Below are 22,450 nucleotides of genomic sequence, written 5' to 3'. Positions count from 1 at the left end.
TCGTCTTTCGAACTTCTTCTTCAATTTCAATTGCCGGACGCATCACGGTGGTTTCCTCGTGATGCATAGCGGCCCATCAAGGCGGCCTGGGCGCCATGCGCTTCGATCGCGGGGGACGCACCCGCCTCGCCGGGGTGGGTGTCATGGTCGACACGCCGGTAGATGCCGTCGCCGCCCAGGTCCCAGGCGTCGCGCCCATCGTGCAGGTAAGCCACCAGGCACTCGTCGATGAGGCGCTGGCGCAGGTTGGGGTCGGTCACGGGCCAGGCCAGCTCGATGCGCCGCATCATGTTGCGGTTCATCCAGTCGGCGCTCGACAGGTACAGCGACTCGTCCTCGCCATGGCGAAAATAGAACACGCGCGAATGCTCGAGGAAGCGACCGATCACCGAGCGCACGCGCACGTTGTCGGTGAGCCCCGGCACCTGCGCCGGCAGCGTGCAGGCGCCGCGCACGATGAGGTCGATCTTCACGCCCTTCTGCCCCGCGCGGATGAGCGCGCCGATGATCTCCTCGTCGGTCAACGCGTTCATCTTGGCGACGATGCGCGTGGGCTCGCCGCTGGCGGCGGCCTGTCCGAGCGCATCGATGCGCGCGACCAGGTTCTTGTGCAGGTCGAAGGGCGCGAGCCACATGCGGTTGAGCTTGGGCAGGCGGCTCTGGCTGGCCAGGTGGACGAACACGGCCTCCATGTCGGCGGTGAGCGCCGGGTCGGCCGTGAGGTGGCTGATGTCGGTGTACAGCCGCGCCGTGCGCGGGTTGTAGTTGCCGGTGGACAGATGGCCGTAGCGGCGCAGCTGCTTGCCCTCGCGGCGCGTCACCAGCAGCATCTTGGCGTGGGTCTTCAGGCCCACCACGCCGTACACCACCTGCGCGCCGATCGACTCGAGCATCTCGGCCCAGTTGATGTTGGCCTCTTCGTCGAAGCGCGCCTTCAGCTCGACCACCACCGTCACTTCCTTGCCGCGGCGCACGGCTTCGCGCAGCAGGTCCATGAGCTCGGAGTCGGCGCCGGTGCGGTAGATGGTCTGCTTGATCGCCAGCACCTGCGGGTCGAGCACCGACTCGCGCAGGAACGCGAGCACGCCGTCGAAGCTCTCGAAGGGCTGGTGGATCAGCACGTCGCCGCGCTGCAGCCGCTCGAAGAACGACTGGGCGGGCGACAGCGTGACGGGGAACGACGGCGCGTACGGAGGAAAGCGCAGCTGCGGCTCGCCGATCAGGTCGATGAGCTGCGTGAGCCGCGCCAGGTTCACTGGGCCGTGCACGCGGTACAGCGCCTGCGGCGGCAGGTTGAACTGCGCCAGCAGGAAGCTCGCGAGCGATTCGGCGCAGCTGGCCGACACCTCCAGCCGCACGGCCTGGCCGTAGTGGCGGTGCTGCAGGCCCTGGCGCAGCGCGGTGCGCAGGTTCTTGACGTCTTCCTCGTCGACCGCGAGGTCGGAGTGGCGCGTGACGCGGAACTGCGAGAAGTCGCCCACCTCGCGGCCCGGGAACATGCTGGCCAGGTGCGCGCGCACCACGCTCGACAGCGCCACGAACAGCGTCTTGCCGTCCGACACCTTGGCCGGCATCTTGATCAGGCGCGGCAGCACGCGCGGCAGCTTGACGATCTGGATCGGGTTCTCTCGGCCGAAGGCGTCCTTGCCGCCCAGGCGCACGATGAAGTTCAGCGACTTGTTGGCCACCTGCGGGAACGGGTGCGCCGGGTCGAGCCCCACGGGGATCAGCAGCGGGCGCACTTCGCGCTCGAAATACTCGCTGACCCACTTGCGCTGGGCCGGGTTGCGTTCGCCGTGCGACACGATGTGGATGCCGTGCGTGGCAAAGGTCGGCATCAGCTCGTCGTTGTACAGCGCGTACTGGCGCGCCACGAGCGTGTGGGCCGCTTCGGACAGGCGTTCGAAAGACTCGACCGTGTAGGTGCCCTTGCGATCACCGGCGCTGCCCGCGCTCAGGTGCGGCGCGGCGCGGACCTCGAAGAACTCGTCGAGGTTCGACGACACGATGCACAGGTAGCGCAGCCGTTCGATCAGCGGCACTTCGGGCCGGTGGGCCCAGTCGAGCACGCGCTCGTTGAACGAGAGGATGCTGTGGTCGCGGTCCAGCAACGCGAACGAAGACGCTTCGCCGGCGCGCGACGGGTCAGCGGAGAGGGAGGGCATGGGCACTGATTCTGGAGCAAGCGGCACGGGAGAACACGACGGCTGAAATATGACAGTGTCAACTTCGTCCGTGACAGTTCCATGACATTCGCGTGACGCGCCCTGCCCCACAGAGAGCGAACCTGACACATTCGGCGACGGCGAAGCAGCGTGCGGCCCGGCGTCGGGCCGGATGGCCGCTGGCTTCATGCGCCGAGGAAGTGCTTGCGGTAGCGCGCCGGCAGGTCGTCGATGCGCATCAGCATCGGAAGGTCGGCGGTGTTGAAGTCGGGGTCCCAGGCCGGTGCGCCGAGCACCTTGGCGCCCAGGCGCAGGTAACCCTTGATGAGCGCGGGCGGTTCCACGTCGAGCGCGCTGTCGAGCCGCTCGACCGGCAGCGGCAGGCGCGGCTGCACCTGGTACTGGATCGGCGCCAGGTGGCTGGCCGAGAGCTGGCGCCAGATGCTGGCCGCCGCGTCGCCGCTGGTCACGCCGTTGTGCGACATCGGGATGCTCGCGCAGCCGATCATGGTGTCGAGCTTGTTGCGGTGCATGAAGCCGGCCAGCGCGCCCCACAGCGCGAGGATCACGCCGCCCTGGCGGTGCTCGGCGTGCACGCAGCTGCGGCCCAGCTCGACCATGCGCTCGCGCAGGTCGCGCAGGCGGGTCAGGTCGAATTCGGTGTCGCTGTAGGTGCTGCCGACGCGGCGGGCCTGCGCGGGGGTCAGCACGCGGTAGGTGCCGATGACCTGGCCGGTGAGCTCGTCGCGCACCAGCAGGTGTTCGCAGAAGTCGTCGAACAGGTCGATGTCGTGGCCGGCCAGCGGTGTGGTCAGGCGCGCGCCCATCTCGCCGACGAACACGTCGTGACGCAGGCGTTGCGCGGCGCGCACGTCGTCCAGATGACGCGCCCAGCTCACCGTGATGCCCGGCTTGGCTTCGACCACCGGCGGCACGATGACGGCCAGCGGCGCCTCGGGCACCGACGTGCGGGTGGCCAGTGCGGCGACGGTGGCGGCAGCGGCAGCAACGGCGGGGGTTCCGGCCGCGGGTGCGGGCCACAAGGCTGCGCGCAGTCCGAGCTGCGAGAGCGGAAACGTCGGGTTCGGCAGTTCTTTCATGGGAAATCCCTTTCTGCTGACCGAGTCTGGACACGCGCAATGAAACCGGCATGTCAGCGGCGTGGCAGACACATGACGTTGTTACAACGCGCGCCAGCGTCGCTTTGGCGCCGCTTCGGCGTCTAATGCGGGGCATTCGCGACACGGAGTTCGACCCCATGGCCACCGACGCACCAGGCGCCAACAGCCGCCTGCATCAGACTTTCCCCGTCCTCAGTGACGCCGAGATGGCACGCATCGCCAGCTTCGGCAGCGTGCAGCGCTTTGCGCGCGGCGAGCGCCTGTTCACCGCCGGCGAGACCGGCGCCGGCATGTTCGTGCTGCTCAAGGGCGTGGTCGCCGTCACGCAGCGCGACGGCCTGGGCCACGTGGTGCCGATCGCACGCCAGGGGCCGGGCGAATTCCTCGCCGAGGTCGGCCAGCTGAGCGGGCGCCCTGCCCTGGTCGACGGGCATGCCGACGAAGAAGTCGAGGCGCTGGTCGTGCCGCCGGACCGCCTGCGCGCGCTGCTGGTGGCCGAGGCCGACCTGGGCGAGCGCATCACCCGCGCGCTGATCCTGCGGCGCGTGGCGCTGATCGAATCGGGCGCCGCCGGGCCGGTGCTGATCGGGCGGCCCGACTCGCCCGAAATGGCGCGGCTGGAGAACTTCCTGCGCCGCAACGGCCATCCCTATCACCTGGTCGATGCAGCCGCCGACGCCGATGCCGCCGCCCTGCTCGCCCAATACGGCCCCGACAAATTACTGGCCGTGTGCCCCGACGGCTCGGTGCTGGTCAACCCGAGCGACGAGGGCCTAGCGCGCTGCCTGGGCATGGTCGACACCGCGGCGCGCGACGATCTGTACGACGTGGCCGTGGTCGGCGCCGGGCCGGCGGGCCTCGCGACCGCGGTGTATGCGGCCTCCGAAGGGCTGCGCGTGATCGTGCTCGACTGCCGCGCCTTCGGCGGACAGGCCGGCGCCAGCGCGCGCATCGAGAACTACCTGGGGTTTCCGACCGGCATCTCGGGGCAGGCGCTGGCGGGCCGCGCGTTCGTGCAGGCGCAGAAGTTCGGTGTCGAGATGCTGATCCCGGCGCAGGTCGCTGCGCTCGACTGCTCGCGCGAGAACGCGCGGGACAGCCTGGCGCTGAAACTCACCGACGGCCGCACGATCAACGCGCGCACGGTGGTCATTGCGAGCGGCGCGCGCTACCGCCGACCCGGCGTGCCGCGCCTGGCCGAATTCGAAGGCCGCGGCATCTGGTACTGGGCCTCGGCGATCGAAGCCAAGATCTGCGCGCAGCAGGAAGTGGCGCTGGTGGGCGGCGGCAACTCGGCGGGCCAGGCGGCGGTGTTCCTGTCGCGCCATGCGGCCAAGGTCAACGTGCTGGTGCGCGGGCCGTCGCTGGCGGCCAGCATGTCGCGCTACCTCATCGACCGCATCGAGGCCACGCCCAACATCTCGCTGCAACCGCACACCGAACTCGTGCGGCTGCACGGCGCGCCCGAAGAAGGCCTGACCGGCGCCACGTGGCGCTGCCACACCTCGGGCCAGGAGCACGACTGCCCGGCGCGCAACATCTTCCTGTTCGTCGGCGCGGAGCCCGAGACGTCGTGGCTCGAGGGCTGCGGCGTGTCGGTCGACAAGCACGGCTTCGTGCTGACCGGCGCGGCGGCGAGCAGCGGCTTTCCGGCTCGCCCGGCCACGGCCCTCGAATCGAGCGTGTCGGGCGTGTTCGCGGTGGGCGATGTGCGCTCGGGCTCGGTCAAGCGGGTGGGCGGCGCGATCGGCGAAGGCGCCGCGGTGGTGGCGCTCATTCACCAGCATTTGTCGTCGGCCTCGGCCGTGGCCTGAATTTTTCTACTTCTTGTCCTGAGACACCCATGCCCATCCAAGCTTGCGAACACGTTCCCGGCGACATTGCGCAACCACACACGCCCCGCGGCTGTGAAGACTGCCTGAAGACCGGCGACACCTGGGTGCACCTGCGCCTGTGCGTGCATTGCGGCCATGTGGGCTGCTGCGACTCGTCGAAGAACCGCCACGCCACGAAGCATGCGCGGGCCGAAGGGCATCCGGTGATCCAGTCGATCGAGCCCGGCGAGCACTGGATGTGGTGCAACGCGCACGAACGACAGGTGGGATGACCAGCGGCTGGAAGGCCAATGCCCGCACCCGCACGCGTCTGGAAGCGCGTGTATATGCTGCCGTTCTCCCGTCACAACCCTCTCACCCCGGAGCCCGCGACATGCCCGCATCGCCCATCGAGGTCTATTCCTGGCCCACGCCGAACGGCCACAAGATTCACATCATGCTCGAGGAGTGCGGCCTGCCGTACCACGCGCACCCGGTGAACATCGGCACCGGCGACCAGTTCGCGCCCGAGTTCCTGAAGATCAGCCCGAACAACAAGATCCCCGCCATCACCGACCCCGACGGACCGGACGGCCAGCCGATCTCGCTGTTCGAATCGGGTGCCATCCTCGTGTACCTCGCGGGCAAGACCGGCAAGTTCTTGCCCACGGGCGACCGCGAACGCTACGACGTGCTGCAGTGGCTCATGTTCCAGATGGGCGGCGTCGGCCCGATGCTCGGCCAGGCGCATCACTTCCGCATCTACGCCCCCGAGAAAATCGCCTATGCCGTCGACCGCTACACCAACGAGGCCAGGCGCCTGTACGGCGTGATCGACCGGCAGCTGTCGAAACACAAGTTCATCGCCGGCACGAGCTATTCGATTGCCGACATCGCCATCTTCCCGTGGCTGCGCAGCTGGGAAAACCAGGGCATCACCCTCACCGACTACCCGCACCTGAAGGCCTGGTTCGACGGCATCGCCGCGCGCCCCGCCGTGCAGCGCGGCGTGAAAGTGCTGGCCGACCTGCGCCGCCCCATCACCGATGACAAGGCGCGCGAGATCCTTTTTGGCAAGACACAGTACGAGAAGCGCTGAGCGGCCTCTTATTCGGGCTAGAATGGAAGGCTTGGCGGGGTGTAGCGCAGCCTGGTAGCGCATCTGGTTTGGGACCAGAGGGTCGAAGGTTCGAATCCTTTCGCCCCGACCAAAAGAAAAGTGAAAGCCTGCAACGATGAAAGTCGTTGCAGGCTTTTTTCTTTTCCGGGCCGGTCGCGATCGCCGCGAATCTCACGCCCTTTTAGACGTTTCGTAGCACGACCCACGGCTTTCCGTACATCGGGCAACGCCGCTGCCTTGTTGTTACACCGTCAAGACAACCTTTTTCTTAAGGAACTACCCGCGAGGCCCTCGGCGCTCACGCAGAATCGAGCCAATCGTGATCGTGTTTACAAAGTAAGCGGAATCGCGTTTACAAAGCCGAAGAGCTGAGTCAGGGATGGACGTCGCAACAGAACCCTCACCCCTGGACCCTTTTCCGATGCTGAATTACTTTTCCCGCTGTTCTTGCGGCCTCAGGCATCTCGCACGCATCGAGCGCCGGCCATGGATGCGACTCTTCTCGAGCCTGCGCTTCTACCAATGCAGCGCCTGCGGAAAGAAGCAACTGGCGTCCGAACGCGCGGTGAACGACGCGGTCTGGAAGTACCGCTCGGAAAACGTCTGACGCCCTCTCCGCCCAAGCGATACACAGAGGCATCGGACGGTCGAAACGCCGTCCTTAGCAATCTGTTGCGCGTGCAGCCCTTTCGCTGCATGCCCTGCACCCCCACAGAATCGAACGCGGGTGCTTCACGGTTGAGCAAACCGCGAAGCAGCGTCGGGGAAAGAGTGTCGACACCTTCCCGGTTTGAACTCTTCTGTGATGCTGCTGAATCTGTTTCTCCGATGTTCCTGCGGCCTGGACGGCCTTCGCCGCATCGAGCGGCGAACCTGGATGAGGATGCTGCCGGCCCTCAGGTTCTACCGGTGCAGCACCTGCGGCAAGAAGCAGCTCGCGTCGAAGCAGGCCGCCGAGACCGCCAGGGTGTCGTCCCGCGCCAGCCCCGCCCTTTCGCCCTCTCAACGACCGCCGCCGAAGGCATCGTGCATGGAGGGATGTAGGTAGAATCCGCGCTTCCCCGGTCAGAGGCAGAAGCGTCCAGACCGTTGATTTTTCGGGTCTGTTGCCGCCTCGCCGGCGGCCCGAGGACCGAAGGCTCCGGCCCTCGCTTCTCGACCGGAATCTGCCCGTAGCTCAGTTGGATAGAGCACCTGCCTTCTAAGCAGGTTGTCGGGGGTTCGATCCCCTCCGGGCAGGCCATTTGCGTCTCCAACCGCAACGGGTTTCTCCAACTTTTGCGCCGTTGCTCCGCCGGAAGGACGACGCACAGAGCACGCATGCGCGAGCTACCGCCAAGTCGACGCGCTTGCTGCCCACGGATGCGGCAGTAGGTTTAGCCCGCCCGTCGCCTGCTCACTCCCTCGCGGCACACCCCCTCCGATCTCTCCCAAGACTGCCCAGCCATCCTCCGAGAGGTGATCGCAGCCGTACTACCGGTATCCGTTGACTCCCACAAATGCGGTATTTGGTTTGCAAAATGGCATGGATAGATTCAGGTCTTCCACCACGAGGAGACGTCGATGAATTACAAGAGCCCGCTATTGGCATTCGGCCTTTTTCTTTACGCCGCCCTTGCGAGCGCCAATGAAGCGCAGCGCGCATGCGGGGACTTCGACAGCGCCGTCATGACAACGCGCGCGCAATGCCAGCGCGAGCGAACACAGGACGACAGAGAGTACTGCGCAGCCACCAAGCTCAAGCGCGCCCAAGACGCGCACGCCACGTGCCTTGTTCGATTCAACACCCGGGGAGCGGGGTCCGTTCAAGAAGCCAGGGAGCGCTCAAATCGTATCCGGCGCGAACCCTGAGGGGAGCCATTTTTTCACTTCATCGTTGATTTAACGGGGTTTTATAGGAGTTCATATGGTTCGATTTTCTCTCGCCATCTTGCTGGCATTTGTCTCTTCTCATGCACTCGCCAGCAATTGGACGACATCCATGGACAACAAAAGAAAATGTGAAACCGCGGCTCATGAGGCTGAAAAAAATCGCCGACCGATGGCGGCCAACCATTACAAGCAATGCGCCAAGGACTTTCAGACTGCTGCCCAATATTTTCGGGAGAATGATCAGGCATACAACGGGAAAACGGCTTTTCAGCGTGGGCTTGACCAATACAACAGGGGGAACATGCAATAGCCAATATGCCCCGGTGCGCTGATCGAGAAGATCGGCCACCAGGCTGAGTTCAGTGGCCCAATTTTTCTCTCCTCTCCTCAGGGCCACCCTTGCCCGCCGTCGTGCGGGCTTTTTCTTGGCCTGCGCAGTCCCAGCCCACTGGTTTCCGTGGACTCCCACAAAAGAGGTATTTCGCTCGCAAATCGAGCGACTAGATTCGACTGGTCTCAAATCGAGGGGATGACGCCATGACGATAAAGACCACCGCGCAAGAACCTAACGCCACCTCCAACCGCCGAGGCCAGCATGGCCTCTTGCACGTGATCCAGATCCCCACCCACTTCCTGTCGGTGCTGGTCCTCTCGGCCTGCGTACTGGCTGTTCCTGCGGACGCTCGGGCTCAGGTCAATCCCGAGATCGCCAACTGCGCCGAGCTCAAGGACGAGGCCACAGTCACCCAGGCCGATCTCTGCGCCGCGCATGTCGGCTGCCGCTTCGTGCTGAACGTGCAGAAGACCTGCGCACGCGCCAAGAGCTACCTGGAGCGGCTGCAGGCTGCCATTGGCGAAGGCACGCGCACGCTGCTGTTCGGCTATCGCAAGGAAGTCACACCCGATGCCATCTTCACGGCAGAGCTGAACAGCGAGGAGCGCAGCAACGAGCGTGCGCTGGGCGCCCGGCCCGACGTCCAGCCCCGTGCACAGGACATCGGCAACCGCGTGCGCGATGCGGGCACCGGCGATACCCTGAGCGGCAATGGCAAGAACGGCACCACCTGGGTCTACTACGGCCAGACCCGGGACGGCCAGGAAGAAGGCACCGGCACGACGATCTTTTCCAGCGGCGAGATCCAGCGCGGCCAGTACCGGCAAGGCGAGAGGCAGGGGGCATTCGACGTCCTGCACCCCACCGGCGACCGGTTCGTGGGCGAGTATGTGAACGGCAAGCGTGTCGGCGCGGGCGCGTACGGCTTCAAGAATGGCGCCACCCTGGTCGGCCGCTGGACCGACACAGGCGCCGTGCAGGGCACTTTCACGCGCGCCGACGGCTCCCGCTTCGAAGGCCTGCGCGTGGACGGCAAGCCCGCCCAGGGCCGCGAGTACCGCGCCGACGGGTCGCTATCCGAGGAAGGCCGCTACGACAAGGGTGTGCTGTCGGTAGGCGCGCGCATCGACACCGAGGGCAACCGGATCGACGTCAACCTGCCGCGCGACCGCGAGGCCGCCGCACGCGCCGAAGCAGAAAAGAACCGGCTCGCGGCCGAAGCCGAACAGCAGCGCAAACGCGAGCAGGCGGCCCTGGCCGAACAGCAATTCCGAACCAGCCTGCAGACGATGAACCCAGGCCAGCTCTTCGCCCGCGCCGACGAGTTGAACGCACAAGGCGACCGCGCCCGCGCCCGCGAAGTGCAGCGCACCTTGATGAGCCGCTTCCCCGACCATCCGCTGGCAACCACGACGGCGCGGCAGATGACGGGTGAGTCGGGTGGCAGCACGGCCGCGGGTGGAGGCTCGTCGTCAGCGGGCACGGCCAACGCGGCCAGCCGCCCGGCCGGAACGCGCCTTTCCAGCCAGACCTGCGAAGCCATGAAGCAGTCGGTCATCGCGACCAAGGTCGCCCCCAATGCCTCGATCACCGCCAGCCAGGAAACGGTGATGTTCATGACGAAAACGGTGCTGGACATGATCGCCGCCAACTGCCCTACCGAGCCCGGCGTGACACCCGCCCAGATCGCCGCGGAACGCCAGACGCGCCAGCAGCAATACGCTGCCGCCGAGAACGCCTGCAATGCCGTGCAATCCGGCGGGCGTCGGTGCGTTGCGCAGAATCATTTCGGGCCCGGCCGTTGAGGCCCTGCGAGCGCAGGCCTCACGGCATCACGCGAATGCGTTTTTCGCGGGCCTCAGCACCTTGCCCTGAACTGCTGATCCCGGGCCTCCTTGCGCTGCTCGGCGATCCAGGATTGGGTCGCGCCACTCTGCGGCTGCCGCGCCAAACGGTCGTAGTACGCCACCCGCTCGTTGAAGTGCGCACAGCGCGACGTGTCGCCACTGGCACCCGTCACGCCCGGTGACGTCGCACCGCGTTGCTGCGCGGCCTGTTGCTGAACCGCGTAGCCCTGTCGGGTCTGCCGGTCGGCCATCTCCACCTGCTGCTCCCATGGCAGCCCGGCCGGGACCGGCTCGATGCGCTCGACCAATGCGCCCCGCTCGCGGCAGTGATTCGGCGACCAGAAACGCCCGCCACTGTTGCTCACGCAGAGAAACACCTGGGACGCACCGGCCGCCTCGAGGTTGCGCACCGGCGGCGACACGTCGACCACGCGGCCGCCGCTGCCGCCACACGGCTCACCGCTGTACTGGTTGCCGCATCGATAGACCTGCTGGGCATGGGCCATGCCGCTGGCGATCAGGAGAAGGCTGGCGAGGAAGGTGAGGCGCATGGACGCGATGGTAGTAGCGATGCCTCGCAGTGCACAGGTCATCGACGCCAGCCGCGCCGATGCCCCGCACGAACCCGTCACGCCCCGGCCTAGGCGCCCGCTGGCCGCAACGCCTCCCGCGCACGGGCGGAGAGCGGCACGCTCTCGGGCAGCAGCGACAACGCCTGCGCCCCGCGCGCCGCCGTGCCCACATTGGCCACGAAAGTCCGCCGCGCGTCATGGAACTCGAAGATCAGGTTGAAGGTGCCATAGGCCTCGCGCACGTCGACCTGGCGGATGTCCGCGAAAGGCCGCTCGCGCTGGCGCAACACGCGGTACACCAGCTGCTCGCTTTCGATGCGCAAGACAGGGTTCAGGCTGTTGGTCGCCAGCGCCACCCACGGCAGTCCGCGCAGGCCGGTGAAGGTGGCCACGACGGGCACCGCGCCGCCCTTGATCGCAAGGGGTGCAGCGCCCGCCCGGGGCGCCTTGGGCGTACGGAGCTTCTTCCAGAGCCAGTAGAGGAACCAGAACGACAGCCCTTGAAGGACGATCACTCCGACGGTCCCCAGGACGGTCATCCAATCCATCTGCACGTCGCCTTCCTCTGTGACACAAGCCCGGGCCCTCCCCCGGCAAGGCGCCATTAAAGCAGAGGGCTCCATGCGCCAAATGCGCGCTGTCTGTCATTTGAATTCTGGATTCAATACTGTACATTTAAACAGTATTCTCAAGGAATCCACATGCCGAAGAACGCATCCCAGTCCAACGCGTGGGTGAACCATGACCCAAGCTGAACTCTTCTTCCCCCGGCCGGCAACGCCGCCCTCGCCCCTCTTCCACTTCCACGAGCCCGCCACTGCGGCCGCGCTCGAAGACAACGAAGACGAGCCCCGTGACGCCTTTTCCGCCAAGCTGATCGACTACCCCCATTCGTCGGCCGACGCGGTCAGGGTCGCGGAGCAACGCTTCCGGCGCGAACTCGAAAAGCAACTGGGCGCCGACGTGCTGCCGGCAATGCGCGCCTTCCAGAACGCCAGCGAGTCGAGCGACACCGACCTCACCAAGCGCGAGATCGCGCTGGCCGCGCGCTGGGTCAAGGCCTACGACGCTGCGCGCACGGCGGGCTTTCGCGACTTGGGCGACACGGACGAGGCGTACTTCGAAGTCAAGGCGATCTAGCACCCTGGCGAGGGCTCGTACCAGTTTTCGGTGATGGCTCCCTCGAGGGCAAAAAGACACACTCCGTCGCGTTTGTCTTGTTTGCTTTCACAGGGGAAGAGTCCATGCCGATCCACGTCCACATCCACGGTGTCCATGGACAACCGTCGCGCGTCCGCGCCCTCCGGCACTTGGCTGCCGTGGCCTTGCTAGCCGCAGGCAGCGTCCATGCGGCCGGCTTGACGCACGGCGATGCGGGCAGCGCAGGCACGAGCAGTTCGGCAGGAACAGGCGGCCTCGGCGGCGGCGCAGCCTCGGCCGCCTTCGACGGCGCGACAGCACTGGGTGCGGGCGGCAATGGCGGGTCCGCGACCTCTGGCGGAACCGGTGGCTCGGGTGGCACCGGTGCCAGCGCCACCGCCGGCGGCGCAACGGCCGTCGGCGGCGGAGGGACCGGCGGATCGAGCGAAGCAGGCGGCATAGGCGGCGCTGGAGGACGTGGTGCCGTGGCATCGGCGGGCGGGGCCATCGCACTCGGCGCGGGAGCCACAGGCAGCAACGGTTGTTGCGGCAACAACGGCCCATCGGGCGGCAGCGGCGCACAGGCATCGGGCAACGCCGCGGTCGCCATCGGCAGCGCTTTGGGCACCCAACAGGGCGCCCAAGCCTCCGGCAACGGCAGCACCGCCATCGGCGGCGCGAGCGACACCGCCTCGGGCGCCGCAGCACTGGCCACGGGCGGCGTGGCCATCGGCTCGGGCAGCCGGGTCGCGAACGGTGCGAACGGCGGCGTGGCCATCGGCGCGAACTCGGTCGCCACCTCGGCCAACACCGTGTCTTTCGGCAGTGCGGGACAGACGCGCGGCCTGGTCAACGTGAGCGCCGGCGCGGTGAACGCCACCAGCACCGATGCCGTCAACGGCGGCCAGCTGTACACCGTCCAGCAGAGCGCGGCCAACGCACAGGCCACGGCCTCCGCCGCCAATGGCACGGCCCTCACCGCCATGGCCGACGCGGGCGCGGCGCAAAGCACGGCCAACACCGCAACCACGGCCGCAGCCACGGCCCAGAGCACCGCCAACACGGCACTGGGCGTGGCGAACAACTCCGTGCAGTACGGCGCGGGTGGTGCCCAGGTCGCGCTGAACGCCAACGGCGGCGCCGGCACCACGCTGAGCAACGTGCGCGCGGGCGTCGCCGCCACCGACGCCGCCAACGTCGGCCAGCTGCAGCAGGTGCAGCAAGGCGCGCTGACCACGGCCAACACCTTCACGATGCAGCAGATCGCCGCCTTGCAGGGCGTCATGAACCAGGCGCTGTCCAACGGCCTGTGCAGCTTCAGCGGCGGCAACGTGACCTGCGGCACCGGCACGCAGGCCACGGGCACGGGTGCCACGGCGCTGGGCACCAACGCCACGGCCCAGGGCGACAACACCACGGCGATCGGCCACGGGGCGCAGGCGCGCTACGCAGGCTCGGTGGCGATCGGCGCGGGCGCGAAGGCGCTGGCCGATCCGACGACCGCCGTCGGCAACGACGCCATCGCCACCGGCAACAACGCGGTGGCGCTGGGCGCCAACACGCTGGCCGCGGGATCGAACTCGGTCGCCCTCGGTCAGGGCTCGGTGGCCACGCGCGACAACTCGGTGTCGGTGGGCAACGCCGCCACCGGCCAGACGCGCACCATCGCCAACGTGGCACCCGGCGTGCTGCCCACCGACGCGGTCAACCTGCAGCAGGCACAGCAGCTGACGGCGGCCGCGGTGTCGGAGGCGCGCAGCTTCGCGGCCAAGGGCGTGGCCGCGGCGATGGCGATGGGCGACGCGCCGATGCCGTCCGCACCGGGCAAGACCAGCTGGGCGGCACAACTGGCGAACTACAAGGGCCACTCCGCGATGGGTGCCAGCGTCGTGCACCGCCTCGCGACGGACATGCCGCTGGCGCTCTCCGCCGGGGTCAGCGGCGCGAGCGGATCGGTGGGCGTGCGCGTGGGGCTCAAGGGCGAGTTCTGACGCGTTATCGCAGCCCGCCCGCCGCGCATAAGAAAACACGAAAAGCGTATTTCCCAGCGGCGGCCTGGCGCGGGCACAGTCCCACGCCTGTATCGCTCTTTTTCCGGCGCGCCCTCGGGGCCGCCCGGCTCTCCATGGCATCCATCCACGACACGCCGACGCGCCCCGCCGCGCCCACGGCTCCCGCCCGCTCTTCCACGCTCGCCCCCTCTTCCCAGCAACTCGCCGAGCGCTTCCGCCCCGTCTTCGCGCGCATCGCCGAGCATGCGGCGCAGCGCGAGAACGACCGCGAACTGGCCTACGCGCCGGTGGCCTGGCTCAAGGCCGCCCGCTTCGGCGCACTGCGCGTGCCGCTCGAACACGGCGGCCTGGGCGCCTCGGTCGAGCAGCTGTACGACCTGCTGATCGAACTCGGCGAGGCCGACTCCAACCTGCCGCAGATCCTTCGCGCGCACTTCGGTTTCATCGAGCGCCTGTTCGCCGAGATCGACCCCACGCTGCACGGCCCGTGGATGCGCCTGGCGGCCGACGGCGTGATCTTCGGCAACGCCACCACCGAGCTCGGCGAAGGCGCGCTCGGCGCATTGCAGACCACGCTCACACGCGACGCGCAGAGCGCCGACACATGGCGCCTCGACGGCGACAAGTTCTACAGCACCGGCACGCTCTACGCCGACTGGATCTCGGTCGCGGCCCAGCGCCTGAACGACGACGGCAGCAGCGATCGCGTGATCGCGCTCGTGCCGGCGGAAGCCGCGGGTGTCGAGCGTGTCGACGACTGGCGCGGCTTCGGCCAGCGCCTGAGCGCCTCAGGCACAACGCGCTTTCGCCAGGTGCGCGTGAAGCCCGAGCACGTGCTGCTGTACGTGCGCGACCAGCCCACGCCGCTCACCGCGCATTTCCAGCTCACGCACCTGGCGACGCTGGCGGGCATCGCACGCGCCATCGTGCGCGATGCCGTGGCCTTCGTGCAGCCGCGCAAGCGCGTCTACAGCCACGGCAGCGGCGCCACGCCGCGCGAAGACCCGTTGGTGCAGCAGGTGATCGGCCAGCTCGCGAGCACGGCCTTCGTGGCCGCGTCGACGGTGCAGGCGGTGGCGCGCGGCCTGGGCGAGGTCGACCGCCATCTGCAGCGCGGCGAGGCCGTGCCCGAGCAGTTGCTGTTCGAGGTGGAGCTGAACACCGCCAAGGCGCAGGCCGGCATCGTCGATGCGGTGCTGCAGGCGGGCACGCGGCTGTTCGACATCGGCGGCGCCTCGGCGCTGCAGGAAGACCGGCGGCTCGACCGGCACTGGCGCAATGCGCGCACGCTGGCGTCGCACAACCCGACGATCTACAAGGGACGCGTGGTGGGCGACCACCTGCTCAACGGTGCGCGGCCGACCTTCTACTGGGCGGTCGGCGCCATCGCGAGCTGAGACGGGAAGAAAAAGGAAGACGCCGCGAGGCGGTGTTCAGACCCGCGGCAGCGCCGCGAGAAAGGTCGACACCACGATGGCAGCCGCGCGATCGAGCTGCAGGATGTCGGCGACGTCGAAGGCGTTCGGCGCCGTGTGGCCGCTGGTGCCGAGCGGCTTGCGGATTTCGACCAGCACTTCGGCGGCGAGTTCGCGATCGCTGCGCGGACGGCCGTCGGGGTGCATCACCCACTCGTCGACCTGCTCGATGGGGATGCTGCGAAACACCCCCACGATCGGGACGTACTTGTAGCGGTCCTCGCCCACGAGGATGGGCACGCTGAGATTGCAAAAAAACGTATTCGTCGACATGCGGAACGCCGTCGCTAGCCAAAGCAAAAGTTGATTAATTGTTTTCGAGTGTGACTCCGATAGTCATTTTCCCGACCGAGGGCATACGGCAAGACGTGACCTTCTGCACACAAAGTGCGGTCAATTCCGCCGAATTACTCGGGAAAACAACTACTTAATTCTTACACAAAGACACGGATGGCGCGCTTTGTGTACGATTTTTGGCATACGAAATGTTGCGACCGCCACTTCGGCCGGCCGAAACGGGCGCGCAAACAGCTGCGCCTCGCGGTGTCCGCACCGCGAGGAACGCAGGAAAAACCAGAAGAGAAAACTCAGGCCGGCGCGCTGAACTGCGGCGCCCGCCGCTCGATGTTGGCCTTCACGGCCTCGAGCTGGTTGGGGCTGCCGATCAGCGCCTGCTGCTCGACCGACTCGGCGATCAGCAGCTCGGCGGCGCTGTGCGCGAGCGACGCATTCAGCAGCCGCTTGCCGGCGCGGATCGCGTCGGGGCTCTTGGTTGCGATCTCGTGCGCCATCTGCAGCGCCTCGGCCAGCGGGTCGGCGGCCACGCGCGTGGCCAGGCCCAGGCGCACGGCCTCTTCGCCCGAGAAGATGCGGCCGGTGAAAGTGAGTTCGCGCACGACGTCGGTGCGCGCCAGTTCGCGCATCAGCACCATGCCGGCCATGTCGGGCACGAGGCCCCATTTGATCTCCATCACCGACAGCTTGGTGTCGGCCGCCACGAGCCGGATGTCGGCGCCCAGCGCCACCTGCAGCCCGCCGCCGAAGGCCACGCCGTGCACGGCCGCGATGACCGGCACCGGCACTTCGCGCCACACCATCGCCACCTGCTGCGCGGCGTTCGAGAGGCCGTGCGTGCGCGCGACGAGGTCGGTGCCGCCGGCCGCCGCGCCCAGCACGTCGCTGGCGGCGCCCTGCCCCATGCGTTCGAACGACGCCATGTCGAGCCCCGCGCAGAAGGCCTTGCCGCGGCCCGCGATGACCACGGCGCGCACGCTCCTGTCGTCGCGCAGCGCCTCGCCCGCCTGGACCAGCGCGTCGAACATCGCGGGGTCGAGCGCGTTCATCTTGTCGGCGCGCGCCAGCTGCAGTTCCACCACGCCGTCGGCGTGGCGGGTCCATTCGATACGGTCGCTCATTGCATGTCTCCTGTCGGTGTCCGGGTATCGGCTCAGTATCGCGCGACCGGGCCGCTGGGCGATGATGCGCACTGTCGCCGACCCAACACCTCCGCCGCCTCGCCATGCCCCTGGACCGCCGTCACTTTCTCCTGCAATCGGGCGCCACCGCCGCCGTCGTCGCGCTGTTCGGCCAGGGCTGCGCGCGCTCGCAGCTGCCGCCTTCCACAAGCGCGACGAGCCCCTCGGGCTTCTTCACCAGCGTGCCCATTTCGCAACGCGATGCGGTGGTGGTGCCGCCGGAGTACGAGTGGCAGATGCTCTACCCCTGGGGCGCGCCCACGGGCCTTGCGGGCCGCATGCCGGCCTTCGCGCCCGACGCCGGCAACAGCGCCGACGAGCAGGCCCTGCAGGCCGGCATGCACCACGACGGCATGCACTTCTTCGCGCTCGACGCGCGCGGCGAACGCGGCCTGCTCGTGATGAACCACGAGTACACCGACGAGCAACTGCTGCACCCCGACGGCGTGAAGGCCTGGAACGCCGACAAGGTCCGCAAGTCGCTGCATGCGATGGGCGTGTCGGTGATCGAGGTCCGCCGCACACAAGAAGGCTGGCGCCAGGTGCTGCCCTCGCCCTACGCGCGCCGCGTGCATGGCCGCACGCCGATGCGCATCGCCGGCCCCGCCGCTGGCACGCCGCTCATGCGCACCGCCGCCGACCCGGCGGGCACCGGCGTCTTCGGCACCTTCGCCAACTGCGCGATGGGCGTCACGCCCTGGGGCACCTACCTGACCTGCGAGGAGAACTTTCATGGCTACTTCGGCGGCCCGAAGGAGGCAGCCAGGAACGCGACACCCGCGCAGCGCCGCTACGGCACGGTGCCGGGCGCGCAGTGGGTGGAGTACTGGCGCTTCGACGAACGCTTCGACCTGAGCCGCCATCCGAACGAGCCGCATCGCTTCGGCTGGGTGGTCGAGATCGATCCCTTCGACCCCGACTCGGTGCCCGTCAAGCGCACCGCGCTCGGCCGCAAGCGGCAGGAAAGCGCGACCTGCACCGTTGCGAAAGACGGCCGCGTGGTGGTCTACATGGGCGACGACGCGCGCTTCGAATACATCTACAAGTTCGTGAGCCGCGACCCCGTGCGCCCCGGCACCGATGCCGCCGCGCGCGCCGCCAACCGGCACTTGCTCGACGAAGGCACGCTGCACGTCGCGCGCTTCGACGCCGACGGGCGCGGGCGCTGGCTGGAGCTCGTGCACGGGCGCCACGGCATCGACGCCGCCAGCGGCTTCGCCGATCAGGCCGAGGTGCTGATCCACGCGCGGCTGGCGGGTGACATCGTCGGCGGCACGAAGATGGACCGCCCTGAATGGATCGCCGTGCATCCGCACAGCGGCGAGGTGTACGTCACGCTCACCAACAACACACAGCGCGGCGACCTCGGCAAGCCCGGCGCCGACGCCGCCAACCCGCGCGCGCCCAACTTCTTCGGCGGCATCCTGCGCTGGCGCGAGGACGGCGGCGACGCGGCCAGCACCGCCTTCGCCTGGGACCACTACGCGCTCGCAGGCGACCCCACGCAGCCCGGCGCCGGCACGCGCTACCCCAGCGACAGCGCCGACGCATTCGGCTGCCCAGACGGCCTGCACTTCGACAGCGGCGGGCTGCTGTGGATCCAGACCGACATGAGCGGGCAGTCCATGGGCAAGCCGCCCTACGCCGCGCTCGGCAACAACCAGATGCTGTGCGCCGACCCGGCCACGGGCCGCATCCAGCGATTTCTCACGGGGCCCAACGGCTGCGAGATCACGGGCTGCGTGGTCACGCCCGACCGGCGCACGCTGTTCGTCAACATCCAGCACCCGGGCGAGTCGCGCGACGACGGCGACGCGAAGCACAACAGCGCCTGGCCCGACGGCGCGACGCCCGGCAGCGCGCGCCCGCGCTCGGCCACGCTGGCGATCCGCCGGCGCGACGGCGGTATCGTCGGCACCTGACCGTCGAACACATCACAACAACAGCCCAGGAGATCCCCGTCATGAGCATCCGCATCGTCCGCCTCGGCACCCCGCGCGCACCCGGCGAGGGCCTGCGCATCGGCACCGTGCGCCGCCCACCGCGTGGCGTGCCGAAGACCGAGTTCGCCTCGCAGAACTGGTACGACGTGTGGTACCCCAACCTCGCGCCGTCGGCCGAGACGATGAAGCTGGGCCAGGAAGCCGAGACGCCGGCGCAATGGAACGCCTTCATGCGCAAGTACAAGGCCGAGATGGCCGAGGCCGACGCGAGCCGCAGCCTCGACCTGCTCGCGGCGCTCTCGCACACCGCCGCGCTCGCGGTCGGCTGCTACTGCGAGGACGAGTCGCACTGCCACCGCTCGCTGCTGCGCGGCCTGCTGGCCGAGCGCGGGGCGGACATCGCGGCCTGAGCGCGGTCGCTCAGGCCAGCGGCGCGCCGACGAACACCGGCAGCTGCTCGGCCTGCGCCGTGTAGGCGGCGAGCAGTGGAAAGTCCGATGGGCGCACGGCGTCGGGCAGGATGAACTGCGTGAAGGTCCAGGCCACCGCTGCCGAGATACCGCCCTGCGTGATCGTGCGCTCGTCGGGCGCCGCCAGTGGCGTGGCGGCCAGCTCGCGCTCCAGTTCGGCATAGGCCGCGTTCAGCTGCCCCTGCACGCGATCGACCCACGGCTGGTGCTGCTTCTCACTGGGCCGCAGGTTGCGCTCGTAGACGATCTGCACCGTCTTCTCGCAGGCCGCGAGCGCGGGCCCCGTGAGGCGCAGGTCGCGCAGGCGAGCGGCCGAGTCGGTGGGCCACAGGCTGCGGCCGATGACCGCTTGCGCGTGGTCGATGATGAGCGTCGAATCCATCAGCACCGTGCCGTCATCGCACACCAAGGTCGGGGCCTTCACCACGGGGTTGATCGCGCGGAACTGCTCGAAGGTGCTGAAGACGGAGATCGAGCGGTGCTCGAAAGCGAAGCCGAGCAGGCGCAGCGAGATCGCGGCGCGGCGAACGAAGGGCGAGTCGAGCATGCCGACGAGTTGCATGGGGTCTCCTGAAGAAAGATGACCGCCACCATAGCGCCCGCGCCGCGCGCGCAGAAGGGCAACCCATCGAAAATCGGCGCCACGCACCGATCGATCATCGGTCCCCTCTTCTTTCGCCGCACGCCATGACCCTCGACAAGAAAGACCGCCTCATCCTCGAAGCCCTGCAGACCGACGCGCGCCAGAGCCTGGCCGCGATCGGCAAGCGCATCGGCCTGTCGCAGCCGGCGATGAGCGAGCGCGTGCGCAAGCTGGAGCACGCCGGCGTGATCGAAGGCTACGGTGCGCGCGTGAACCTGCGCGCGCTGGGCGTGGGGCTGGAGGCCATCATCCGCATCGACACCACGCACGCGGCCATTGCGCGCTACCTCGCGCTCTTCGAGGCCATGCCCGAGGTGCTCGCGGTGGACCGCGTGACCGGCGCCGACTGCTTCTTCGTGCGCTGCGCCATCGCCGAGCCGACCGACCTGGAGCGCGTGGTGGATGCGCTGGCGGTCGATGGTTCGGTGACCACCTCGCTGGTGCTGTCGAGCCCCGTGCGCAAGCTGGTCACCGTGGGTGCGGCAAAGGCGCCGCGCAAGTAAGCGTCAGCGCTGCGCCTTGTCCTTCTGGTTCTGCGCCTCGATGCGTTCGCGCGCGGCCAGCCAGTCGGCGTCGCTCCACTCGCGCAGCTCGTAGAAGTTGCCGCCGGTGGCCAGCGCATTGCCGCCGTCCATCATGATGCTCTGGCCCGTGAGCCAGTCGCACTGGCCCGGCGCCATCAGGAAGGACGCAAGGTTCTGCAGCTCGCTCATGCGGCCCACACGCGCCATCGGGTTGGTCTTGATGCTGCGCGCGCCGGGTTCCTCGCCGGGGTTCAGGCGCTTGCTCATGCCCTCGGTCGGGATCTCGCCCGGGCCCACCGCGTTCAGGCGGATGCCGTGGCGCGCCCACTCCACCGCGAGCGACTTGGTCATGACCTCGATGCCCGCCTTGCTCATGGCCGAGGGCACGACGTAGGGGCTGCCGTTGTCGACCCAGGTGACGATGATGCTCATCACGCTGCGGAAGGCGTCGCCCGGCTTCCACGCGCCCGACTTGGCCTGCGCCACCCAGCGCTTGCCCACCGCCTGCGTCACGTAGAAGCTGCCGTGGAACACGATGTTGGCCACGGCGTCGAAGGCGCGCGGCGAGAGGCTCTCGGTCGGCGAGACGAAGTTGCCCGCCGCGTTGTTGACGAGGCCGGTGAGCCCGCCGCTCTGGAACAGGCTCTCGACCATGTCGTCGACCTGCTGCGCGATGCGGATGTCGACGCCGAAGGCATCGATGCGCCGATCGGGAAACTGCTGGCGCCAGGCGGCGGCGGTTTCTTCACAGACCGCCTGGCGCCGGCCGCAGATGGCGACGTCAGCGCCCAGGCTCAGGAATCGCTCGGCCATGGCACGGCCGAGGCCGGTGCCGCCGCCGGTGACGAGGATGCGCTGGCCGCGCATCAGGGATGCTTCGAACATGAGGGGTCTCCTTGGCGTTGCGGCAGCGGCAGGAGCGCGTGCTGCCATCGGCCGCATGCTACGACTGCCAGGGCGCCATGGCTTGCGGAATCTGGCTCTGCCGGCGGGTGAAAATGGCCGCGCCCCTTCCCTTTCACCCCTGGACCTTCCGGACACACGACCCATGCCCCGTTCCTCCGATGCTTCCTTCCTGCCGCTCGACGGCGTGCGCGTGCTGAGCCTGGCGCTCAACCTGCCGGGCCCCGCCGCGCTGCTGCGCTGCCGCACGATGGGCGCGGCCTGCCTCAAGCTGGAGCCGCCCGGCGGCGATCCGATGGGGCTGTACAACCGGCCCGCATACACGGCGCTGCACGAGGGCGTGGAGGTCCGCACGGTCGACCTGAAGACCGAGGCCGGCCAGGCGCAGCTGCATGCCGAGCTGGCCCGCACCGACGTGCTGCTGACCTCGTTCCGCCCGTCGGCGCTGCAGAAGCTGAAGCTCGACTGGGCCTCGCTGCAGGCGCGGCACCCCGCGCTGTCCCAGGTCGCCATCGTCGGCGCACCGGGCGAACGCGCCGAGGAGCCGGGCCACGACCTGACCTACCTCGCCGAGAGCGGCCTCGTCACCGGCACGGCGCTGCCACCCACGCTGTACGCCGACATGGGCGGCGCGTTGCTCGCGAGCGAGGCGGTGCTGAAGGCCGTGCTGCAGCAGACGCGCCAGCGCGGCGGCGTGTACCTCGAGGTGGCGCTGAACGCCTCGGCCGACTGGCTCGCCCTGCCCCGCACCTGGGGGCTGACGAAGCCCGACGGCGCGGTGGGCGGCGCGCACGCGGGCTACCGCGTCTACCCCTGCGCCGACGGCCGCGTGGCGGTGGCGGCGCTGGAGCCGCACTTCGCGGCGCGCCTGTGCGAGGTCGCCGGCGTGGCGCCGCCGGACATGATGGCGCTGGCCACGCACACGGCACTGGCCACCTGGCTCGCGACGCGCACGCGCGCCGAGCTGGAGGCCATGGGCCGCGAGCGCGACGTGCCGCTGCTCACGCTGGCCGACTGACG

22 protein-coding genes and 2 tRNA genes are annotated in these 22,450 nt (G+C 68.5%); 15 read left to right on the top strand and 9 right to left on the bottom strand.

Going from position 1 to position 22,450, the window contains the following annotated elements:
* Nucleotides 1–26: 26 nt before the first annotated feature.
* Both ppk1 and AC1RGU_RS16790 read right to left on the bottom strand, forming a co-directional pair.
* Complete coding sequence (gene ppk1, locus AC1RGU_RS16795; RefSeq protein WP_492696929.1) at nt 27–2,354, bottom strand: polyphosphate kinase 1; 2,328 nt, start codon at nt 2,352–2,354, stop codon at nt 27–29.
* Nucleotides 2,351–3,265: a GNAT family N-acetyltransferase gene (locus AC1RGU_RS16790; protein WP_159271573.1), complete on the bottom strand. Its 915-nt coding sequence runs from the start codon at nt 3,263–3,265 to the stop codon at nt 2,351–2,353. The genes ppk1 and AC1RGU_RS16790 overlap by 4 nt, the downstream gene beginning before the upstream one ends.
* Before the next feature lie 158 nt (nt 3,266–3,423).
* Here AC1RGU_RS16790 and AC1RGU_RS16785 point away from each other — a divergent pair, with 158 nt between their 5' ends.
* From AC1RGU_RS16785 to AC1RGU_RS16755, 7 genes are all read left to right on the top strand, one after another.
* Nucleotides 3,424–5,100: an FAD-dependent oxidoreductase gene (locus AC1RGU_RS16785; RefSeq protein ID WP_492696928.1), complete on the top strand. Its 1,677-nt coding sequence runs from the start codon at nt 3,424–3,426 to the stop codon at nt 5,098–5,100.
* A 29-nt stretch (nt 5,101–5,129) separates the two neighbouring features.
* The gene (locus AC1RGU_RS16780; RefSeq protein WP_492696927.1) at nt 5,130–5,393 is read left to right on the top strand and encodes a UBP-type zinc finger domain-containing protein; all 264 of its coding nucleotides are present in this window, start codon (nt 5,130–5,132) and stop codon (nt 5,391–5,393) included.
* 101 nt (nt 5,394–5,494) lie between these two features.
* Nucleotides 5,495–6,199: a glutathione binding-like protein gene (locus AC1RGU_RS16775; protein WP_095745562.1), complete on the top strand. Its 705-nt coding sequence runs from the start codon at nt 5,495–5,497 to the stop codon at nt 6,197–6,199.
* A gap of 35 nt (nt 6,200–6,234) precedes the next feature.
* Nucleotides 6,235–6,311, top strand: a tRNA-Pro gene (locus AC1RGU_RS16770).
* Nucleotides 6,312–6,641: 330 nt separating this feature from the next.
* The gene (locus tag AC1RGU_RS16765) at nt 6,642–6,827 is read left to right on the top strand and encodes a hypothetical protein (protein WP_139140528.1); all 186 of its coding nucleotides are present in this window, start codon (nt 6,642–6,644) and stop codon (nt 6,825–6,827) included.
* 559 nt (nt 6,828–7,386) lie between these two features.
* Nucleotides 7,387–7,463: transfer RNA gene (locus AC1RGU_RS16760), tRNA-Arg, on the top strand.
* 320 nt (nt 7,464–7,783) lie between these two features.
* On the top strand, nt 7,784–8,071 hold the full coding sequence (locus AC1RGU_RS16755; protein ID WP_143599021.1) for a hypothetical protein: 288 nt from the start codon (nt 7,784–7,786) through the stop codon (nt 8,069–8,071).
* A 19-nt stretch (nt 8,072–8,090) separates the two neighbouring features.
* On the opposite strand, the gene AC1RGU_RS16750 is transcribed toward AC1RGU_RS16755, so the two are convergent.
* The gene (locus tag AC1RGU_RS16750; RefSeq protein ID WP_492696926.1) at nt 8,091–8,441 is read right to left on the bottom strand and encodes a hypothetical protein; all 351 of its coding nucleotides are present in this window, start codon (nt 8,439–8,441) and stop codon (nt 8,091–8,093) included.
* A gap of 188 nt (nt 8,442–8,629) precedes the next feature.
* On the opposite strand from AC1RGU_RS16750, the gene AC1RGU_RS16745 reads away from it, so the two are divergent.
* Nucleotides 8,630–10,231 (top strand): MORN repeat-containing protein, encoded by a 1,602-nt coding sequence (locus tag AC1RGU_RS16745; RefSeq protein ID WP_492696925.1) that lies wholly within the window; start codon nt 8,630–8,632, stop codon nt 10,229–10,231.
* Between the two features lie 53 nt (nt 10,232–10,284).
* Here AC1RGU_RS16745 and AC1RGU_RS16740 read toward each other — a convergent pair whose 3' ends face one another.
* Nucleotides 10,285–10,824, bottom strand: coding sequence for a hypothetical protein (locus AC1RGU_RS16740; protein ID WP_369629098.1), 540 nt, complete (start codon nt 10,822–10,824; stop codon nt 10,285–10,287).
* Nucleotides 10,825–10,913: 89 nt separating this feature from the next.
* On the bottom strand, nt 10,914–11,393 hold the full coding sequence (locus AC1RGU_RS16735) for a hypothetical protein (RefSeq protein WP_492696924.1): 480 nt from the start codon (nt 11,391–11,393) through the stop codon (nt 10,914–10,916).
* Nucleotides 11,394–11,586: 193 nt separating this feature from the next.
* Here AC1RGU_RS16735 and AC1RGU_RS16730 point away from each other — a divergent pair, with 193 nt between their 5' ends.
* The 3 genes from AC1RGU_RS16730 (at nt 11,587) to AC1RGU_RS16720 (ending at nt 15,394) form a co-directional block, all read left to right on the top strand.
* Complete coding sequence (locus AC1RGU_RS16730; RefSeq protein ID WP_307635609.1) at nt 11,587–11,985, top strand: hypothetical protein; 399 nt, start codon at nt 11,587–11,589, stop codon at nt 11,983–11,985.
* A gap of 104 nt (nt 11,986–12,089) precedes the next feature.
* Entirely contained in the window at nt 12,090–13,976 is a 1,887-nt protein-coding gene (locus AC1RGU_RS16725; RefSeq protein WP_492696923.1) for a YadA family autotransporter adhesin, read from the top strand.
* Nucleotides 13,977–14,110: 134 nt separating this feature from the next.
* The gene (locus AC1RGU_RS16720; RefSeq protein ID WP_492696922.1) at nt 14,111–15,394 is read left to right on the top strand and encodes an acyl-CoA dehydrogenase family protein; all 1,284 of its coding nucleotides are present in this window, start codon (nt 14,111–14,113) and stop codon (nt 15,392–15,394) included.
* A gap of 36 nt (nt 15,395–15,430) precedes the next feature.
* Here AC1RGU_RS16720 and AC1RGU_RS16715 read toward each other — a convergent pair whose 3' ends face one another.
* Nucleotides 15,431–15,745 carry a hypothetical protein gene (locus tag AC1RGU_RS16715; protein ID WP_070060970.1) on the bottom strand — a complete coding sequence of 105 codons (315 nt, stop codon included), beginning with the start codon at nt 15,743–15,745 and terminating at the stop codon, nt 15,431–15,433.
* Between the two features lie 314 nt (nt 15,746–16,059).
* Nucleotides 16,060–16,887: a crotonase/enoyl-CoA hydratase family protein gene (locus AC1RGU_RS16710; protein WP_070060971.1), complete on the bottom strand. Its 828-nt coding sequence runs from the start codon at nt 16,885–16,887 to the stop codon at nt 16,060–16,062.
* Between the two features lie 104 nt (nt 16,888–16,991).
* On the opposite strand from AC1RGU_RS16710, the gene AC1RGU_RS16705 reads away from it, so the two are divergent.
* Both AC1RGU_RS16705 and AC1RGU_RS16700 read left to right on the top strand, forming a co-directional pair.
* Nucleotides 16,992–18,869 (top strand): PhoX family protein, encoded by a 1,878-nt coding sequence (locus tag AC1RGU_RS16705; protein WP_492696921.1) that lies wholly within the window; start codon nt 16,992–16,994, stop codon nt 18,867–18,869.
* Between the two features lie 41 nt (nt 18,870–18,910).
* Complete coding sequence (locus AC1RGU_RS16700) at nt 18,911–19,300, top strand: DUF488 domain-containing protein (RefSeq protein ID WP_062481598.1); 390 nt, start codon at nt 18,911–18,913, stop codon at nt 19,298–19,300.
* A 10-nt stretch (nt 19,301–19,310) separates the two neighbouring features.
* Here the strand turns inward: AC1RGU_RS16700 and AC1RGU_RS16695 are convergent, their stop codons facing one another.
* Nucleotides 19,311–19,922, bottom strand: coding sequence for a glutathione S-transferase (locus AC1RGU_RS16695; protein WP_492696920.1), 612 nt, complete (start codon nt 19,920–19,922; stop codon nt 19,311–19,313).
* A 125-nt stretch (nt 19,923–20,047) separates the two neighbouring features.
* Here AC1RGU_RS16695 and AC1RGU_RS16690 point away from each other — a divergent pair, with 125 nt between their 5' ends.
* Nucleotides 20,048–20,506 (top strand): Lrp/AsnC family transcriptional regulator, encoded by a 459-nt coding sequence (locus AC1RGU_RS16690; RefSeq protein WP_095745626.1) that lies wholly within the window; start codon nt 20,048–20,050, stop codon nt 20,504–20,506.
* 3 nt (nt 20,507–20,509) lie between these two features.
* Here the strand turns inward: AC1RGU_RS16690 and AC1RGU_RS16685 are convergent, their stop codons facing one another.
* A complete protein-coding gene (locus AC1RGU_RS16685; protein WP_095745627.1) occupies nt 20,510–21,412 on the bottom strand; it encodes an SDR family oxidoreductase in 903 nt (300 codons plus the stop codon).
* A 163-nt stretch (nt 21,413–21,575) separates the two neighbouring features.
* On the opposite strand from AC1RGU_RS16685, the gene AC1RGU_RS16680 reads away from it, so the two are divergent.
* The gene (locus tag AC1RGU_RS16680) at nt 21,576–22,448 is read left to right on the top strand and encodes a CoA transferase (RefSeq protein ID WP_492696919.1); all 873 of its coding nucleotides are present in this window, start codon (nt 21,576–21,578) and stop codon (nt 22,446–22,448) included.
* Nucleotides 22,449–22,450 lie beyond the last annotated feature (2 nt).

It is taken from the genome of Variovorax sp. GW823-FHT02B07 (assembly GCF_058797695.1).
Note: the sequence above shows the minus strand (reverse complement) of the source record. Positions and strands in the feature narration are given on the sequence as shown.

Excerpts from the sequence above, each read along its gene's own strand:
- ppk1 (WP_492696929.1), bottom strand. The coding sequence starts at position 2,354 with ATGAAGCCAGCGGCCATCCGGCCCGACGCCGGGCCGCACGCTGCTTCG.
- AC1RGU_RS16790 (WP_159271573.1), bottom strand. The coding sequence starts at position 3,265 with ATGAAAGAACTGCCGAACCCGACGTTTCCGCTCTCGCAGCTCGGACTG.
- AC1RGU_RS16785 (WP_492696928.1), top strand. The coding sequence starts at position 3,424 with ATGGCCACCGACGCACCAGGCGCCAACAGCCGCCTGCATCAGACTTTC.
- AC1RGU_RS16780 (WP_492696927.1), top strand. The coding sequence starts at position 5,130 with ATGCCCATCCAAGCTTGCGAACACGTTCCCGGCGACATTGCGCAACCA.
- AC1RGU_RS16775 (WP_095745562.1), top strand. The coding sequence starts at position 5,495 with ATGCCCGCATCGCCCATCGAGGTCTATTCCTGGCCCACGCCGAACGGC.
- AC1RGU_RS16765 (WP_139140528.1), top strand. The coding sequence starts at position 6,642 with ATGCTGAATTACTTTTCCCGCTGTTCTTGCGGCCTCAGGCATCTCGCA.
- AC1RGU_RS16755 (WP_143599021.1), top strand. The coding sequence starts at position 7,784 with ATGAATTACAAGAGCCCGCTATTGGCATTCGGCCTTTTTCTTTACGCC.
- AC1RGU_RS16745 (WP_492696925.1), top strand. The coding sequence starts at position 8,630 with ATGACGATAAAGACCACCGCGCAAGAACCTAACGCCACCTCCAACCGC.
- AC1RGU_RS16740 (WP_369629098.1), bottom strand. The coding sequence starts at position 10,824 with ATGCGCCTCACCTTCCTCGCCAGCCTTCTCCTGATCGCCAGCGGCATG.
- AC1RGU_RS16735 (WP_492696924.1), bottom strand. The coding sequence starts at position 11,393 with ATGGATTGGATGACCGTCCTGGGGACCGTCGGAGTGATCGTCCTTCAA.
- AC1RGU_RS16730 (WP_307635609.1), top strand. The coding sequence starts at position 11,587 with ATGACCCAAGCTGAACTCTTCTTCCCCCGGCCGGCAACGCCGCCCTCG.
- AC1RGU_RS16725 (WP_492696923.1), top strand. The coding sequence starts at position 12,090 with ATGCCGATCCACGTCCACATCCACGGTGTCCATGGACAACCGTCGCGC.
- AC1RGU_RS16720 (WP_492696922.1), top strand. The coding sequence starts at position 14,111 with ATGGCATCCATCCACGACACGCCGACGCGCCCCGCCGCGCCCACGGCT.
- AC1RGU_RS16715 (WP_070060970.1), bottom strand. The coding sequence starts at position 15,745 with ATGTCGACGAATACGTTTTTTTGCAATCTCAGCGTGCCCATCCTCGTG.
- AC1RGU_RS16710 (WP_070060971.1), bottom strand. The coding sequence starts at position 16,887 with ATGAGCGACCGTATCGAATGGACCCGCCACGCCGACGGCGTGGTGGAA.
- AC1RGU_RS16705 (WP_492696921.1), top strand. The coding sequence starts at position 16,992 with ATGCCCCTGGACCGCCGTCACTTTCTCCTGCAATCGGGCGCCACCGCC.
- AC1RGU_RS16700 (WP_062481598.1), top strand. The coding sequence starts at position 18,911 with ATGAGCATCCGCATCGTCCGCCTCGGCACCCCGCGCGCACCCGGCGAG.
- AC1RGU_RS16695 (WP_492696920.1), bottom strand. The coding sequence starts at position 19,922 with ATGCAACTCGTCGGCATGCTCGACTCGCCCTTCGTTCGCCGCGCCGCG.
- AC1RGU_RS16690 (WP_095745626.1), top strand. The coding sequence starts at position 20,048 with ATGACCCTCGACAAGAAAGACCGCCTCATCCTCGAAGCCCTGCAGACC.
- AC1RGU_RS16685 (WP_095745627.1), bottom strand. The coding sequence starts at position 21,412 with ATGTTCGAAGCATCCCTGATGCGCGGCCAGCGCATCCTCGTCACCGGC.
- AC1RGU_RS16680 (WP_492696919.1), top strand. The coding sequence starts at position 21,576 with ATGCCCCGTTCCTCCGATGCTTCCTTCCTGCCGCTCGACGGCGTGCGC.